Here is a 15058-nt window from a genome sequence, read left to right on the forward strand (position 1 = left end):
GCTGCGGTTGAGTCAAAAAAATAGGTCCTTTTGCAAACCTACCATAATTTGGTTCTGTTCTTAAGACAAATATTGGAAATATGGTATTCACAATTTGTACGGAACAAAACTATCAGGATCGAAAAATTCCATCTCCGGAAAATGCACCATCTTATCGCGAATCACTTACACTTGAAATTCGAAAAGAAATATTTAATGTGATTGTCCAGGCAGAGGAAAAGTCGATACAAATGGCCGAAAAAAGTATCCATTAACGAGCTTTAGTAATGCGAAGAAGAATGATACTGATCAACATCAGCTAGCAAAAGAGTTCAAGGCCGAGATCCGAAGAAAATTTGATCAATTTGTTGAGCGGAGATCTTGATTAACGTTGGCCGTCCGGATTCGAAAACCAATGACCATTCAATTCACGAATAGATGAACCATACAGACAAGTAAATTGAACCGTAGAAGAAAGCAATATGGTTATTAAATCAAGACCTTTGTATAATAAATTTAATCAATCAAATGTCAGAAATTACTAAAATTCAATTGGGGCAAAACGGCCCCACGGTTTCAAAGCTTAGTCTGGGATGTATGCGGATGTCATCAATATGGGGTGGCCCAACTCCCGACGAAACCGAAAGCATTGCAACCATCCATCAAGCTTTGGACAGTGGGATAAACTTCCTGAATACGGGAGATTTTTATGGTGCAGGTCACAACGAAATGCTTATTGGCAAAGCCATTAAGGGAAGACGGGATGATGCTTTCATCAGTGTCAAATTCGGTGCTATTTTCCACAACGGTCAATGGATCGGCTTGGATCTCCGTCCTGTAGCGATCAAGAATTTTGTCAACTATTCGTTGACCCGTCTGGGCATTGAAACTATCGACTTATATCAACCCTGTAGAATGGATAGCAGTGTGCCAATAGAAGACATCATCGGAACGATTGCAGACCTAGTAGCTGAAGGAAAAGTACGTCATATAGGCGTATCGGAAATAACCGCCTATCAGCTCCGTAAAGCCAACAGCGTTTATCCCATCAGTGCACTAGAAATCGGTTATTCTTTGGCTGACCGTCAGATCGAAAATGAGCTATTGCCTGCGGCTAAAGAATTAGGGATTGGTGTCGTGGCATTTGCCAACACGGCCGAAGGACTGTTAACCGGTAACCTACAAGCGCCAATTCCTGCGGATGACCATCGAAATCACTTTTCCCGTTTTCAGGGTAATAACCTGATCCATAATCTTGAAAAAGTGAAAGTATTAAAAGAAATTGCTCAGCGTAACAATGTCAGCCCTACACAACTTGCGATTGCGTGGGTAAAAGAACAAGGCGACAATATCATGCCATTGGTGAGTATGAGCCGCAGATCAAGACTACCCGAAAATATCGATGCGATGGAAATTGTAATTAGCCCAGAGGAGATGAATATTTTAAACACTACATTTGCAATAGGTGCTATTAAAGGTGGTACTTACTTACAAAGATAAATGGAAAGTCCAGCAGAAATACTTCCCGGCGTGATATTCTATTCCTACCTTTCTTCCCTAAAGAAAGAGAAAGCATGCGTATGGAACCACCATACCTTGGTATTACAGGTCTCGGGCCAGATGGTTCTGGAAACAGCTGAGCAGCATGTAAACATATCTGCCGGGGAAGTATTGCTAATTCACAAGAATCAGCTGGGAACCTTGACTAAAACCCCCGGGCCAAGTGGCCACTATGAAACTATCGTAATATCACTGCAAGAAGATCTGATGCGTCAAATAGCACTAGAAGAAAAGATGGAAGCCCAGGGTAAATACACCGGCCTTCCGAACATATGCCTCCCCAATAATGCGTTTATCAAAGGTTATTTCCAGTCGGTCGTTCCCTACGCACGAAGCGCTGGTCATGAAATGACTGACGAGATGGGACTTTTAAAGGTGAAAGAGGGAATCAAGTTGATACTGATAGCTGTTCCGGCACTGCGTAACTTTTTGTTTGATTTCGCAGCGCCTTATAAGATGGATCTAGAAAAATTTATGCTGAGCAATTTTCATTTCAATGTCCCTATTGAAAAGTTTGCACAACTCACCGGAAGAAGCCTTTCAGGATATAAAAGAGATTTTCAGAAAACCTTCGGGATGCCGCCACGTAAGTGGTTACAGGATAAAAGGCTGAATGAAGCACGGCATTTAATTGAAAGAAAAAACAAAAAACCATCAGCTATCTATCTCGATCTTGGTTTCGAGACCCTGTCCCATTTTTCTTCCGCCTTTAAGAAGAAATTTGGCAAAGCGCCGACTGTAGGTGGATAGTATTCCCAATCTTTTAATTGAATTATTAACTGCTACTTTTCAATCGGGAAATGTTAATACTTAAGCCCAATATACACTATATATTGCGGGCGAAGTGGTACAAAATGCTGGTTTCGCTTTCCGATGTCCAGCATTTAGTTTCTCTGTTTTATTTTGTTATTTAATTCTTCAAGTTTCGTTTTTGCGATATTATTAGTTGGAGAAAGTGTCAAGATTTTTTCATAACACTTTTTTGCTTTATCCATATATCCCCTGACTGTGTAGGCCTCGGCTAAGCTATCCCATACATTGATTGATTGCGGATAATTTTCCGTATTCAGCTCAAAAATAGAAATTGCTATATCAGGTAGTTGCCTATCATAAAGGGCAACATATCCAATTGTATTTACAAAACTTTGGTCCGGTTTAGTATCAAAGAAAAGTTCCTTTTTTATTTTTGCACTGTAATTTACCAATATATTGGGGTCTTTTGTTACTTCATTTATATCAATATTATATGGCTCGAAGAGATATCGAAGGCCATAATATGTAGCAGGAATTGTTACTGTTAAATGCTTTTCGTCTTCAAAATATCTAAAGTCTACCTTCAGATCTGGAGATTTATTCTCTTTCAGTAATTTATAAAATTGATTTCCCCATTGATAATGCCTCTTATCCTCCTGCATATTATTGGCTAATGCAATATATATTCTAGCTTTTAGGTCAACTCGATTCTCCAAAACTTCTTTACTTCTTTTCCCAATATAATTATGATCCCAAAACCATGAGGGGTCGATAAGTAAGTAATAACTAAACAGCTGCGGATTTTCTAACAGGCAATGTAACGCAAAGAGTCCGCCCAATGAGTGTCCGATAATCATGCTTTGTGGGATGGTCCTGAAAGATTTATTTATTTCCACCATTAATTCATCCTCCATAAAACGCATGAAATCATCTGCTTTTCCGCTACTTTTAAATGCAGTAATATCTTCTTTATCCAAATAATTCAATGAATTTGTAGGAGTGAAATTCTTTGTTCTATCGGTGTTTTCTATTGAAACAATAATAAGCTCAGGGATTTGCAACTTAAGATTTGCATCTGAATGCATCGATTGTGCAATCCCAGATACTTCCAAAAACTTACTCCTATCCCCATCTAAAACATAGGCAACGATGTATTTTTTGTCGATATTGTTTTTATAGGAAGCCGGTAAATAAACAGAATAATTTCTGCTTTCATTAAGTATTTTAGAGTTTATCGTATAGCGCTGTCCAACCACTAAAAAATTGTCATTTGATTGCGCAAAAGAATTGCTAAGACTAAAAATAAAAAAACAGATTATTGTGGTTATAGTTCGGCTCGTCAGTATAATGCTGGAAATCATCCGTATTGTTGCCATTAAAAAGGATTAAATAGATCTTATAAATACAAGTAAGCTTTAAATTTATGTAAAAATTTTAGATTTATAATATCTTCATGCATGATTTTAGGGAAAGAACGCAGCATTCTGTTTGTTCTAAACCTTATCATATTGAAATTCGTTTTTTTATTGCATATTAGCCATCGAAAATTGGACCATTTGAATTGGTACACCTATAGAACAAATTGAATATGGAAAGGCCATATAGCGATATTGCAACCCATTACGAAACTCCAACGGGGTATTCCATTATTGTCCCGGCAAAAAAGCATTTACCTATTATCATTATTTTTAGTTTATGGCTGGTTGGTTGGATACAATCAATTATTTTTTTTGCCCCGACACTTGAAAACTTTTCCGATAACACTGGCGGTTTAAGCTTCGAGGGAATATTTTTTATAGTTTGGTTGATGCTCTCGATGGCAGCGGGCTTATTTGTAATGAAAACGTTGATGTGGTACCTCATTGGAAAAGAAATTATTACAATAGATCGCGAGCAAATAAGTATTGCCAGAAAAAACGATATTCTATTCAGGCATAAGATTTATGATCTACAAGAAGCGAAGAAATTTCATGTTGAGGAAGAACATTTTGAGTTTGTTTTTTGGAACCAGGGGAATAGTTTAGGTATTTTTAGAAACAGAGGCACTATTCGATTTGAATATGGTTTTAAAACCATAAAATTTGCAAATGATATGGATCAAGCTGAGGCAAACCATATCTTGGAATCATTACGTGCGTCGGGCTATCTGACCACCACTAATTTTTGATTAAATTTTTTATGAATACGGAAAGCACCTTCGATTTAAAAAAATTCATACCACATGTGTCCTAAATAAATTTTAGGAGTCGGTTTCTGTGTTACAACCATAGATTTTTTGTTCATTTGAATTTTGCCCCCCAAGTAACGATTAAAATAGCCTTACATACAATTTAAGGCCAAGATATCGGTTGAATAGAGGATTAGTTACGGGAAACCGTAAGAATGCCTAACAGGCAATCCGTAGGTTTGAAAAGACAATACAAACCGCATTAATCAATAACATATGAAAGATAAAACAACCGCAGCTTTAATGGCATTTTTCCTTGGAGGATTTGGTGCACATAGATTTTACCTCGGGCAAACCGGATTAGGTGTCCTTTACCTCCTTTTTTGCTGGACGCTTATACCCGCATTTATCGCTTTGATTGATTTTATCGTTTTTCTCTCCATGAATAAAGAGAGTTTTGATATGAAATATAACCGTGTATATTTTTCACAGCCCATTATTCATAATTATGTACCCACTTCACCCATTCCCCAAAAGGATGCTGCGACTGAAATAGAGCGATTACATGGATTGATGGAAAAAGGAGTGATTACAAAAGCAGAATTTGAGGATGCAAAACGTAAGCTGCTATAAAGGTATAAAATAGATCGAAAAGTCTCCCTTAACGGTCGTTAAGGGAGACCGAAGCAATAAGCCTTTCAAAAAAATTATGCCTGTTGGCCACTCGCTCTATCAGCAACCAATTTGGCATTCAGCGAACCGCGTACCTCACTAGTCAGACTGCGAAGCTCATTGTATTTTCCGATCAATGTATTTAGGTCAGTGACAATTTTTGGTAGTGTATCCGCTACCGAATCTGTAACTGCATTTGGCAAAGGGCTTGCTGAACCTCCTACTGCTGCCGACTTTTTCACTAAGCCTGGAACAGTATTATTGGCCTCTAATATAATATTCTGATCCAGCACCTTTACTGCTGCCCCAACCTCATTGGAAACGCGCTGGGCAAACTGTCCGATCAGCATGTTATTTTTAATATAGGTTTCAGACAGCGACAAGGATGCACGAATACCGATCGACAATGCATTCGCTGTCTGTAATATGGTATTATCCTCAACGACGATATTGGCACTGGCAGTAACTCCCGTAACATAAATACAGGGACCATTCGCCTTACCAGAGGTGTTGAAATTGTTAATGACATTCCCTTTGATAATACAATTGGACAACATGCCACTATTGGAAAAGAAGCCCATGCTCAAGTTGGTACTATTATTATTGTAAATAAACAAATCGCTGCAATTACTATAATTGTACGCCATCACCGAAGTTCCTATTTGCTTATTGATCGTGTTGGAATAAACTTTAATCTTGGAGCTATTGCCAGCGGATACCATGGCATGCATTAGGGTATCAACAGTATTTGCATGCACGGTTAGCCCCTTTACTTCTGTTTGGCATAGCACAAAGTGGAACGATCGCCAGGAGAAGTTAGAGCCAACCACAACATCAAAGACAGTATCGAGTTTAATCGAAGTGATGTCAAGATTGGTTTTAAATGTATTGCTGCTTATATCGATCACCTTTGCAGAACCGTAACAATAGATAAATGCTGTAATCTGAGGTACTCCATCAAATTCATAAAATAACTGATTATTTTTAATGGAGATATTCTTGGTAATCATATCATCCTTAAGCCTTTCTGCATTCACCTTGATTAGAGCGCTTACTGTGGCAGATTTTTGTTTAGTTACCTGAATGGTATTATTGTAAAAATTAACATTCTCGATCATCGTATTTGTCCGCATGCAATTGCTTTCGAAATCATGCCCGACATTATTCAGGAAAGTATTATCATAAATATTGACGTTCAAAACGCTATTATTTTTATTCGGCTCAATGTCTATTCCATCCATGGGGAATTTGCCATTAATCACTCCAGTATTGCTGATTCTCGACTTTGAAATACTGATGTTGCTTCCTTTCGTTACCGTAATACCCTGACGTCCATTATTGTCCACGATTACATGATCTACAGAAATATTAATGCTCCCCCCGTCGGCAGTTTCTGCACCGCCTATACATATGCCATCGCCACAACAATTTTCAATCGTGATATCCTGAATGCTGATATCGCTACAGCCATCGACAATATTTATACCGTGCCCCCACTCACTCGAAGTTTCAATATGTGTTGCATTATCGCCGGTTATACGCCCCCTACCAAACACACCGCTATCGACGACCTCCGAAAATAATATAATTGCATACCGGTCATTGTTATTGGTTCGAATAGCGATCGTCGCATTGAGCTCCAAATAAACATGTGACTTCATCAATATACCTGGTCCATAATAGCTCGCTGGCAAACTTAAAAGCACATCTTGGCTGACTTCAACTATTTTTACGTTATTGTTTTGCGCATACACAATGGCACGGTTGATTCTTTCAAGACAATCGACAACGCCACCTATGGCACCAAAATAACTCACATCAACCCGATCACAAAATTCATGGATAAGCCCGATTCCACTAACTACAATTAGACTGCCACCATCGTCTGCCCCAGGCCCCGGAGTAGCCGCAGCCAGATAGTACTTGATCGGTGCTGGGGTATCCCCTTTTTCGTAATAGCCTAATAGCTCCACTCCTTCGTAGGTACCGTTTTGCAATGCTGTGATTTCAATGGCTGATATGCCTTGCATAGCTGCCATAGTTTCCTTAACTAAAAATTGATTTGCCATATTTCTTTGATTTAAATGATATAGGCAAAAGTATGTTTGCTGCCAGGTCGATCTGAGAGAAAATAGGGCTTTGTAAGCGGTAGTTGGACGATACCGAAAAGTTGAAATGATTACGGTTCCTATCCGTTATTTTAAAAGAAAAATGCGATATTTTTTGGAATACCGCACTTTAGGTTTTTGTTATATGTTATTTAATTATTTTGCCAATATGCCTGCAGCCCTTAGCTTCGCTTTTAAGTCCCGCAATTCGCTCAAGATCCCTTGTACTTCAGTAAGGGATTGGTTTGGAAGTAGGATTGGATATGGGAAACCATAGTACATTAAGATTAGAATTGACATAAGCCGTCATTACACGGACAACTTACAAGAAGCAACTTGGGAAAACAGCTCCACTTTCGTATATTCGATATGGCTATGTTACTTCGTTAAGTCGCCGCACCATTATATACTATGCTGAAAACTACGATACATACATTCAACGACCTTGATAAATGGTTGTCCGACAACTTTTATTTTGAAGACGGACACGTTTTGGCAATAAAAGAAAATCCGCTTGAAATTATTGTTGGTTATAATGTGAAAGCAAATTACAAGGCAAATTCAGAAAGACACATTTTGCCTTTCAAAATCATTCCATCAAAAATTTACGAATGGACTTTTGACAAAGATCTAGCAAATGTTGGTGACGACAACTACATTGAATATATTGAAGCACAAGAAGTTGAAAATGGAATTTGCTTAGAGTTCTCTACACCTGCGACTTTTCGACTTGTTACAAACAGCCTTGAAATTGAAGAACAAGAGCTAATAAAAACAACATTTAAGCCTTGGACAAGCGAAAAAGAAATGTATTTGACCGCTGACCTTTCTGAAGTTCCGAGACCTTTATTTTGGAAAGAAAAATTAAACAAATACGGACACGACATTCTGTTTCGTTATTATTCAGGTGAAGAAAGACAACCAGAGCAAGTTCCTTACCCAGACTATCAAGGTTACTATATACAACTTGCGGACAGAATTAGCTCGACACAAGAAGGTATTTTTCTCAAGCATATAAAAATAGAAAACGGAAAATTTAGTTTGAATTTTGAAAACAAGGACGATGAATTGAAAGATGTTTGGAACGACTTAACAGCAATTCTTGCAGACTTTCCTAATGCTCAAATCAAAAGCGGAAATTGCGAGTTTACCGGGACAAAATGGAAACAATATTTAGCGGACAAACTATTACCGACAACAGAATGACAGGAAGCACAGCATATAACGGGAGAGTGTAACATAAACTGTGTCAACCAATTTAATCGGCTCGTGCCCTTCATCTACTGGGGGGCAGTCATCCAAAATAAAGAAACTTAGAGTTTTTCGACCTCTTCGACAGAAAGTCCTGTGCCCTTAGCAATATCAGCTATAGGTAGCCCCATTTCCTTAAATGCTTTAGCAGTCTCAAGAGCTTTTTTACGCTCTCCTTCTGCTAGACCTTTGGCTTTACCTTCTGCTAGACCTTTGGCTTTACCTTCTGCTAGACCTTTAGCGTGACCTAAAGCTTCTCCTGATTTCTTGGCCGAATTAAATACGCTCTCAGCATCACGCTTATGTTTTAAACTTGCTTCGTATGACATTAGCTCCTCCTCCGTTAATTTACCTATCTCTCCTATCTCAAAGATAAGACCAAATATTCTTTTATCCAAAAATGATGGCAATCTATCCATAGTACTCAAATGTTTAAGTAAGTACAACCACTGATCCATAACTGTCTTTAGTTCTTCTGGCTGTTTATTAAATAATGGAAGCGAAATCATTTTATATCCCAATTTATCATAGAATATTTCTTTGGTCAATTTGTCACACAGCGCAACATCATAGAAATAAGGCCGCTCTGTGACACGGGATATACCAGAACTTCCATTTCTATCCATGTCAAACTCCAAAATACCAATAAAGTAAACCTCCGGTAGGTAATAATCACTCCCCTTCTTACCTCGCGCTAATTGTTTATTGATGAGACGTGAGGTATAGTACACTGCACGGTCCTTAAAAAATTCTTGAAAGAGCTGCTGCATCTCAATGATGAAAACCTCACCATCGCTGCCAATACAATGTAAATCAAATACAACACGACGCATTTCCTCATAATCACCATCATGTTCTACAGGCTTATATCTTAGATCCGAAATTATCTTCTCTCCATGAAATAGACTATTGAGAAACTCAATCAGTAAGATTTTGTTGTCCTCCCTACCAAAGTAAAATTTCCAACCGAAATCGGTACGTGGATCTACATACCTACCCAAATGTTTTTTTAATCTAGCCATAATATTTATTAATTGGTTATCAGTCAAATATACAACAATAAATTGAAAAATACTAAAATAATTAGTAAATAACATAAGTAGACAAGTAACTTATATTGATAGTCAATCGCACGAGCTGAAAAATTGTCTTAATAGCAGCTCCCCACATTATCTTATTAACGCTTTAGATAAAATACAAATTCAAATGGTCAAAATTATCCGTATTGAATGGTAACCGGATGTTGAATCTGGATGGTCAATGGTATCGAAATCTCCAATATAATAAGCTGAACAAAAAAACAAAAATCACTACATTTGATTAAGATAGAATAAGAATGGAACATGGGTTAATTTTGGAGAATATTGCTAAGCACATAACATTAGACGATAATGAAGTTGCACAATTTCTTAAGGTATTAAAAAAAGTAAAAGTACCGCGTAGAAGCATGATATTAACTCAGGGGCAATTATGTAATTCCATTTATTTTGTTGATACTGGAGCATTACGGGCATTCTACCTTGATGTGTCCGGCAGAGAATCGACTATTATGTTTGCCATAAAAGACTGGTGGATAACAGATATGTACTGCTTTATAAATGTACTTCCCGCCATGCTTACCATTGACACTATTGAAGATAGCATCATCTATCAGCTGCAAAAAAATGATCTGGAAAAACTCTATTTAACAGTACCAAAATTTGAACGTTTTTTTAGGATCTTGATGCAAAATGCCTATATAAGGGAACAATTGCGTGTGATTCAAAATCTCTCGTTAACCGCCGAAGAACGCTTTGACATATTCCTGAACAAATATCCTGATGTTGCCAATAAAGTGAAGCAAAAACAAATTGCATCCTATTTAGGAATCACACCTGAGTTTTTAAGTATGATCAAGCGAAAAAAGCGGAAGTCTTAAAGTAGTTTATTTTTTTTCAAGTTTGGACACCTTTAATTTGCAGTAATTAAAGAATGTAAATATGATGCTAATATTAATTGCGGGCCCTTATCGAGGTGGCACTAACGATGATCCGGTTTTAATGAAAAAGAACCTGGACAACCTTGAATCATTTGCTTTAGAAATCTTTAGAAAAGGGCATATACCGTTCATTGGTGAATGGATGGCACTTCCATTGATAAAATTAGCAGGATCAACACATGTTGGAGATCAGCAGTGGAATGAAGTCCAATATCCCATAGCACATCGGATGCTCGAGAAATGCGATGCCGTATTGCGAATCAAAGGAGAATCAAAAGGAGCTGATCAAGATGTACGGTTAGCCCAGGAAAGAGGACTGAAAATTTATCATTCTGTAGAAGAAATTCCCGTATCGGAGCTTCTTTAACCAAATTTTTACTAACAAAAAATATACTTTATGGAGTTAGAAATATATCAAGTCGATTCTTTTACAGAACAGGTATTTCATGGTAATCCCGCATGCGTTGTACCTTTAAAAAACTGGTTACCCGACGAAACACTTTTAAAAATAGCCCGTGAAAATGCGGTTGCGGAAACAGCATTTTTTATCGATAAAGGTGATATTATACACCTGAGATGGTTTACGCCCGAGATTGAAATGGATCTATGTGGGCACGCAACCCTTGCAACAGCCCATTGTTTAGTTGCACACCTGAGTTATCAAAAAAAAAGAATCATTTTTGAAACCCAGGTGGGACCGTTAAAAGTAGATGTAGAAGATGGTGTTTATTATATGGATTTTCCTTCCAGAATGCCAGAACCTACTGCCCTGCCCGATATTATTGAGAGATCATTAAATATCAAGCCAAAAGAGGTCCTCAAATCTAGAGATTATGTACTGTTGTATGAATCTGAGCAGGATATAAAAAACATCAGAATTGACAGATCCATTTTTGACCTAATCAATCTTGATCCGGGAGGCGTAGTAGTAACAGCAGCAGGTACGGAGAGCGATTTTGTTTCAAGATTTTTCACCCCACAGTCTTCTATTCTTGAAGATCCAGTTACTGGCTCAGCGCATTGTTCGCTTATACCATTCTGGGCAAAAAGATTAACAAAGGATAAGCTTTTAGCCCTGCAATTATCAGAAAGAGGTGGAAAGTTGTATTGTGAAAACAAGCCTGATCGCGTAATTATTGCTGGTAAGGCAAGAACATATTCTGTTGGACGCTTTTGGATTTAATTTCATTGTCAATAAAAACAGTTTAAAATCAATCTGAAGGCACATACACAAAGGCTGGCGGACAGCCCATTTAAAATTTATTAATTTTATAAGATGAAAGATAACATTATTGACAAAGTTGCTTTAATCTGTATAGTTGAAAAGAAAGTATTAACAGCTCTTTCCCATTCAAAATCAAAGCTATATCTACCTGGAGGCAAGAGAGAAATTGGTGAAACAGATTTAGAATGCTTAAAAAGAGAAATTCATGAGGAACTTAATGTCCAAATCAAAGAAGATTCAGTGCAATATTTTGAAACTTTCGAGGCTCTTGCCGATGGTAAAACTGATGGTATATCAGTAAGGATGACATGTTATTTTGCTGATTATTCCGGAAATCCTGAACCGACAAATGAAATAGCATCATTGGAATGGATAACCTATCAGGATAGGGATCGAACATCAGCTGTTGTAAAGATCATATTGGATAAGTTAAATGCTTTGAAGCTTATACATTAATTTTAATATTATTAGATGGAACAATTACTATCAATCGGTGCTGAAGCATTAAGGAAAGCTGCATTAAATGAAGATGCAAAAGCTTATGTTTTAAATAACGAAGCACTCTACAAGCTAATGAAGAAAGCCGCTGACCGATACATTGGCGGTGAAAATCTTTCGGAAACTTTAATAAAAGTACAAGATTCAAATGATACCGGTTTTAAGTGTTCGATCGAGTATATGGGTGAAAGCACTCGATCTATTATGCAAGCGGCAAAAGCGACGGATGAATTTTTGGATATCTGCAAAGCAATCGAGCAAAAAAATCTCAATTCCACGATTTCACTGGACCTTTCGCACATTGGACTAGAAGTCTCTGAAAGTCTTTGTTATGAGCACTTATCTAAAATATGTGAAACAGCAAAGGACAGGGAAGTTATTATTAGTGCTGAAGGAACAGACAGAACTGACCGCATTTTGAAACTCTATCAAAATGGTTCAAAGAAGTATGCCAACCTGTCCATTACCTTACAAGCCTACCTCCATCGGACAACTGATGATTTTGAAGCAATGTGTAATGAAAGGGGACGTATCCGTATCGTAAAAGGAGCATTTGAAACTGCTAAAGGACTGTCCCTACCACGTGGACAGGAACTCAATGACCGCTATATTTATTTTGTCGAACAGCTACTTTCAAAAGGCCACCCCTGTTCCATCGCAACCCATCATCATGAAATACAACAGGAAGTAAAAAAACTTATAGATACGCTAAAACCAAATAAAGAACTCTACGAGTTTGAAAGTCTTTTCGGAATCCAAACCGATCAGTTGGCCCAATTGAAAGATGAAGGCTATCCAACAAAACTCTATTTCGTTTACGGTCAGGAATGGTACCTTTATCTCTGCAACCGATTAGCTGAATATCCATTAAATTTGTTCAGAGCATTGCAGGATATTGTCGAATCAAAATAACAATTAGTAATAGAAAGTTCATCGAAACGATGAATTTTCTATTAACACAAACTTTATTTCATTAATTTAATTATTGCACAGCTCAAATTTTTCAAATGAAAAATGAGGATCAATTCGAATCGCTCACTTTCCCACAGGACATAAAAAAGAAGTTTAGAAGCTGCAGACAAAATCTTTCCAGACAGCACAAAACCAACATTAATAAATAAAGCTAAAAGCGCAATAAGTTCATAAAAACTTGATCGAATAGTCATTTAACCTCCTTTACGCCATTGCGAAAATCTACATCCATTTCCTGAAAACATAAAAAGCAAGACCATTTTTGTTGTAAAGATGATAATCTTCCATGCCCATGCTTTTATCATGCACGGTAATTTGAGCGTACATTACCCGATTTCGGCAAAAGATTTCTAGCGGTTTCATTTTACAATATTACTAACAATATTAGCAATATTGTATACGGTAAAGATATTTAGGGTTTCCCATTTTTTATATGTAATCGGATGTATTAAGCCTATCATAGCCCTATAATAGCATCGCAAAAATTGTCTGGACATGTTGCTTGAGCGTCTCTATGAGACGATTGTACATTTCCTGCATCTTCTTCTCATAGCTGGTAGAGCGACCGCCAAAGAAATCGACATAGCTCGCTGCTATATCGCTAAAGGCAGTGGTGCCGATGACAATATTGGTAGCTATTGGAAGGTTGGAATTTGTTGGGGTTGCTATCATAGCGTTCTATTGTTCAATCGGGCAAAGTCAATACCCAAGCAATCGGCCAAATGTTATATGAGAAAGCTATTTAACAAACATTCCGGAAAGCAACATACTTTCGTTAAAATTCAGGGTTACTGTATAAGGGGGCGTTTTGATTTCAATATAATTGGCAAAATCCACCGGATGATAAATTATTTTAAGCTTATCTAACAACTTAAGCACTTCTTCAAATTGTAAGCCTGGTTTTAAGTTATTTTCAAATGAGATGTTGACCTTTCTAAAGTCGTTGATGGCGTAACCATTGATAGTGTTTTCCTTTTGGTTCTCCGGATCACTTTTACTGACAGCAAAAAAAAGATTGAAATCATGATAAGTATTCTGATAATAGATCTCGTTGGTTTTTCCGGTAGTGCCATCAATTTCTGTCACTCGTTCAAAACGCTTATTTATAGGAGATTTCGTAAATTCTTCTTCCGTTGTTTTGCCAACAATCAAATTGTTTATATTCCAGTTCTTATCAATTTTCAGCGTGGGTTTGTCTCTAACATCTTCCGGTTTGGTCGCATTTTTTAGCAAGTCAGCCATATATTTTTCATTATTGCATCCGCCAAAATCAATTAAACCATTCATGATATCCCAGTAACACGTTTTAGACAAGTTTGTGTTGTTCAAAATGATTAACCTATCGTAGTCTGGCGCGTATAAAATAAATTTATTTTGGGGCTTTAAATTCCAGTATAAACCATGGTCGGTATTTGGATTTTTTGTCCCTTTGCCATATTTTACCTCTAGTTTCTTTAAAATACTCGCCTTTAGCTGTTGCGTCTTGAGCTCAATTCTTACGCCATATATTTTATCATCAGCAGCGTATCGTTTTAAAGATTCTTCTAATTCACTGGCGGTTTTGGCTTGTTTGAGATCAATATGTCCACCGCCAAGACGTGTAATACTATCTGTTTTTAATGTTTCCGAATTGATTTGAAAAATAATCCGCTGCCCTGCTAAATCAATTCCATCGAAACTATACCTTTGTGATTTTTCAACCTCCAGCAACAGACTGAAGGGATACTCTACAGTCTCAACGCCGACCAATAATCGATCCTCAAATTTACTGATTTGTTCAATCGGCTCATTTAAGTTCAAGTTTGCTAAATCTATTTTTTCTTGACTTCTGCAACACATAACAAAGGGTAAAACAGCTAGTAATGATAATTTCTTCATGATTCTTATTCTTTTTT

At 37.3% G+C, this 15058-nt stretch carries 16 protein-coding genes; 11 read left to right on the top strand and 5 right to left on the bottom strand.

The features are described 5' to 3' along the window. The first annotated feature begins 80 nt into the window (after positions 1-80). The 3 genes from M2419_RS00175 (at position 81) to M2419_RS00185 (ending at position 2289) form a co-directional block, all read left to right on the top strand. On the top strand, positions 81-254 hold the full coding sequence (locus M2419_RS00175; RefSeq protein WP_259253994.1) for a hypothetical protein: 174 nt from the start codon (positions 81-83) through the stop codon (positions 252-254). Between the two features lie 253 nt (positions 255-507). Next, positions 508-1479: an aldo/keto reductase gene (locus tag M2419_RS00180; protein ID WP_159732408.1), complete on the top strand. Its 972-nt coding sequence runs from the start codon at positions 508-510 to the stop codon at positions 1477-1479. Beyond that, the gene (locus M2419_RS00185) at positions 1480-2289 is read left to right on the top strand and encodes an AraC family transcriptional regulator (RefSeq protein WP_159732405.1); all 810 of its coding nucleotides are present in this window, start codon (positions 1480-1482) and stop codon (positions 2287-2289) included. A 134-nt stretch (positions 2290-2423) separates the two neighbouring features. On the opposite strand, the gene M2419_RS00190 is transcribed toward M2419_RS00185, so the two are convergent. Beyond that, positions 2424-3653: an alpha/beta hydrolase-fold protein gene (locus M2419_RS00190; RefSeq protein WP_259253995.1), complete on the bottom strand. Its 1230-nt coding sequence runs from the start codon at positions 3651-3653 to the stop codon at positions 2424-2426. A gap of 227 nt (positions 3654-3880) precedes the next feature. Between M2419_RS00190 and M2419_RS00195 the strand changes: the two genes are divergently transcribed. Together M2419_RS00195 and M2419_RS00200 are read left to right on the top strand one after the other, a co-directional pair. Next, complete coding sequence (locus tag M2419_RS00195; protein ID WP_159732399.1) at positions 3881-4459, top strand: hypothetical protein; 579 nt, start codon at positions 3881-3883, stop codon at positions 4457-4459. 276 nt (positions 4460-4735) lie between these two features. After that, positions 4736-5092: an NINE protein gene (locus M2419_RS00200; RefSeq protein WP_159732396.1), complete on the top strand. Its 357-nt coding sequence runs from the start codon at positions 4736-4738 to the stop codon at positions 5090-5092. 74 nt (positions 5093-5166) lie between these two features. On the opposite strand, the gene M2419_RS00205 is transcribed toward M2419_RS00200, so the two are convergent. After that, positions 5167-7200: a right-handed parallel beta-helix repeat-containing protein gene (locus M2419_RS00205; RefSeq protein WP_159732393.1), complete on the bottom strand. Its 2034-nt coding sequence runs from the start codon at positions 7198-7200 to the stop codon at positions 5167-5169. Positions 7201-7650: 450 nt separating this feature from the next. Here M2419_RS00205 and M2419_RS00210 point away from each other — a divergent pair, with 450 nt between their 5' ends. Beyond that, positions 7651-8445 carry a hypothetical protein gene (locus M2419_RS00210; protein WP_259253996.1) on the top strand — a complete coding sequence of 265 codons (795 nt, stop codon included), beginning with the start codon at positions 7651-7653 and terminating at the stop codon, positions 8443-8445. Positions 8446-8552: 107 nt separating this feature from the next. Here M2419_RS00210 and M2419_RS00215 read toward each other — a convergent pair whose 3' ends face one another. After that, the gene (locus M2419_RS00215) at positions 8553-9512 is read right to left on the bottom strand and encodes an Rpn family recombination-promoting nuclease/putative transposase (protein WP_259253997.1); all 960 of its coding nucleotides are present in this window, start codon (positions 9510-9512) and stop codon (positions 8553-8555) included. 314 nt (positions 9513-9826) lie between these two features. Between M2419_RS00215 and M2419_RS00220 the strand changes: the two genes are divergently transcribed. The 5 genes from M2419_RS00220 to M2419_RS00240 all read left to right on the top strand — a co-directional run bounded on the left by M2419_RS00220 (position 9827) and on the right by M2419_RS00240 (position 13103). Continuing rightward, positions 9827-10408: a Crp/Fnr family transcriptional regulator gene (locus tag M2419_RS00220; protein ID WP_159732705.1), complete on the top strand. Its 582-nt coding sequence runs from the start codon at positions 9827-9829 to the stop codon at positions 10406-10408. 61 nt (positions 10409-10469) lie between these two features. Further along, positions 10470-10835, top strand: coding sequence for a DUF4406 domain-containing protein (locus M2419_RS00225; protein ID WP_228280216.1), 366 nt, complete (start codon positions 10470-10472; stop codon positions 10833-10835). Positions 10836-10865: 30 nt separating this feature from the next. Further along, positions 10866-11651 (top strand): PhzF family phenazine biosynthesis protein, encoded by a 786-nt coding sequence (locus M2419_RS00230; RefSeq protein ID WP_259253998.1) that lies wholly within the window; start codon positions 10866-10868, stop codon positions 11649-11651. Positions 11652-11744: 93 nt separating this feature from the next. After that, positions 11745-12149 (top strand): NUDIX domain-containing protein, encoded by a 405-nt coding sequence (locus M2419_RS00235; protein WP_075993047.1) that lies wholly within the window; start codon positions 11745-11747, stop codon positions 12147-12149. 15 nt (positions 12150-12164) lie between these two features. Beyond that, entirely contained in the window at positions 12165-13103 is a 939-nt protein-coding gene (locus M2419_RS00240; protein ID WP_159732702.1) for a proline dehydrogenase family protein, read from the top strand. A 525-nt stretch (positions 13104-13628) separates the two neighbouring features. Here M2419_RS00240 and M2419_RS00245 read toward each other — a convergent pair. Then, positions 13629-13835: a heavy metal-binding domain-containing protein gene (locus M2419_RS00245; protein WP_159732666.1), complete on the bottom strand. Its 207-nt coding sequence runs from the start codon at positions 13833-13835 to the stop codon at positions 13629-13631. 66 nt (positions 13836-13901) lie between these two features. Beyond that, positions 13902-15041: a hypothetical protein gene (locus tag M2419_RS00250; RefSeq protein WP_159732663.1), complete on the bottom strand. Its 1140-nt coding sequence runs from the start codon at positions 15039-15041 to the stop codon at positions 13902-13904. Positions 15042-15058 lie beyond the last annotated feature (17 nt).

It is taken from the genome of Sphingobacterium sp. BIGb0116 (assembly GCF_024808035.1).
Classification (GTDB): domain Bacteria; phylum Bacteroidota; class Bacteroidia; order Sphingobacteriales; family Sphingobacteriaceae; genus Sphingobacterium; species Sphingobacterium paramultivorum.

Coding starts and splice junctions, on each gene's coding strand:
- M2419_RS00250 (WP_159732663.1), bottom strand. CDS start 15,041: ATGAAGAAATTATCATTACTAGCTGTTTTACCCTTTGTTATGTGTTGC.
- M2419_RS00235 (WP_075993047.1), top strand. CDS start 11,745: ATGAAAGATAACATTATTGACAAAGTTGCTTTAATCTGTATAGTTGAA.
- M2419_RS00200 (WP_159732396.1), top strand. CDS start 4,736: ATGAAAGATAAAACAACCGCAGCTTTAATGGCATTTTTCCTTGGAGGA.
- M2419_RS00215 (WP_259253997.1), bottom strand. CDS start 9,512: ATGGCTAGATTAAAAAAACATTTGGGTAGGTATGTAGATCCACGTACC.
- M2419_RS00185 (WP_159732405.1), top strand. CDS start 1,480: ATGGAAAGTCCAGCAGAAATACTTCCCGGCGTGATATTCTATTCCTAC.
- M2419_RS00210 (WP_259253996.1), top strand. CDS start 7,651: ATGCTGAAAACTACGATACATACATTCAACGACCTTGATAAATGGTTG.
- M2419_RS00175 (WP_259253994.1), top strand. CDS start 81: ATGGTATTCACAATTTGTACGGAACAAAACTATCAGGATCGAAAAATT.
- M2419_RS00190 (WP_259253995.1), bottom strand. CDS start 3,653: ATGATTTCCAGCATTATACTGACGAGCCGAACTATAACCACAATAATC.
- M2419_RS00205 (WP_159732393.1), bottom strand. CDS start 7,200: ATGGCAAATCAATTTTTAGTTAAGGAAACTATGGCAGCTATGCAAGGC.
- M2419_RS00180 (WP_159732408.1), top strand. CDS start 508: ATGTCAGAAATTACTAAAATTCAATTGGGGCAAAACGGCCCCACGGTT.
- M2419_RS00230 (WP_259253998.1), top strand. CDS start 10,866: ATGGAGTTAGAAATATATCAAGTCGATTCTTTTACAGAACAGGTATTT.
- M2419_RS00225 (WP_228280216.1), top strand. CDS start 10,470: ATGATGCTAATATTAATTGCGGGCCCTTATCGAGGTGGCACTAACGAT.
- M2419_RS00195 (WP_159732399.1), top strand. CDS start 3,881: ATGGAAAGGCCATATAGCGATATTGCAACCCATTACGAAACTCCAACG.
- M2419_RS00220 (WP_159732705.1), top strand. CDS start 9,827: ATGGAACATGGGTTAATTTTGGAGAATATTGCTAAGCACATAACATTA.
- M2419_RS00240 (WP_159732702.1), top strand. CDS start 12,165: ATGGAACAATTACTATCAATCGGTGCTGAAGCATTAAGGAAAGCTGCA.
- M2419_RS00245 (WP_159732666.1), bottom strand. CDS start 13,835: ATGATAGCAACCCCAACAAATTCCAACCTTCCAATAGCTACCAATATT.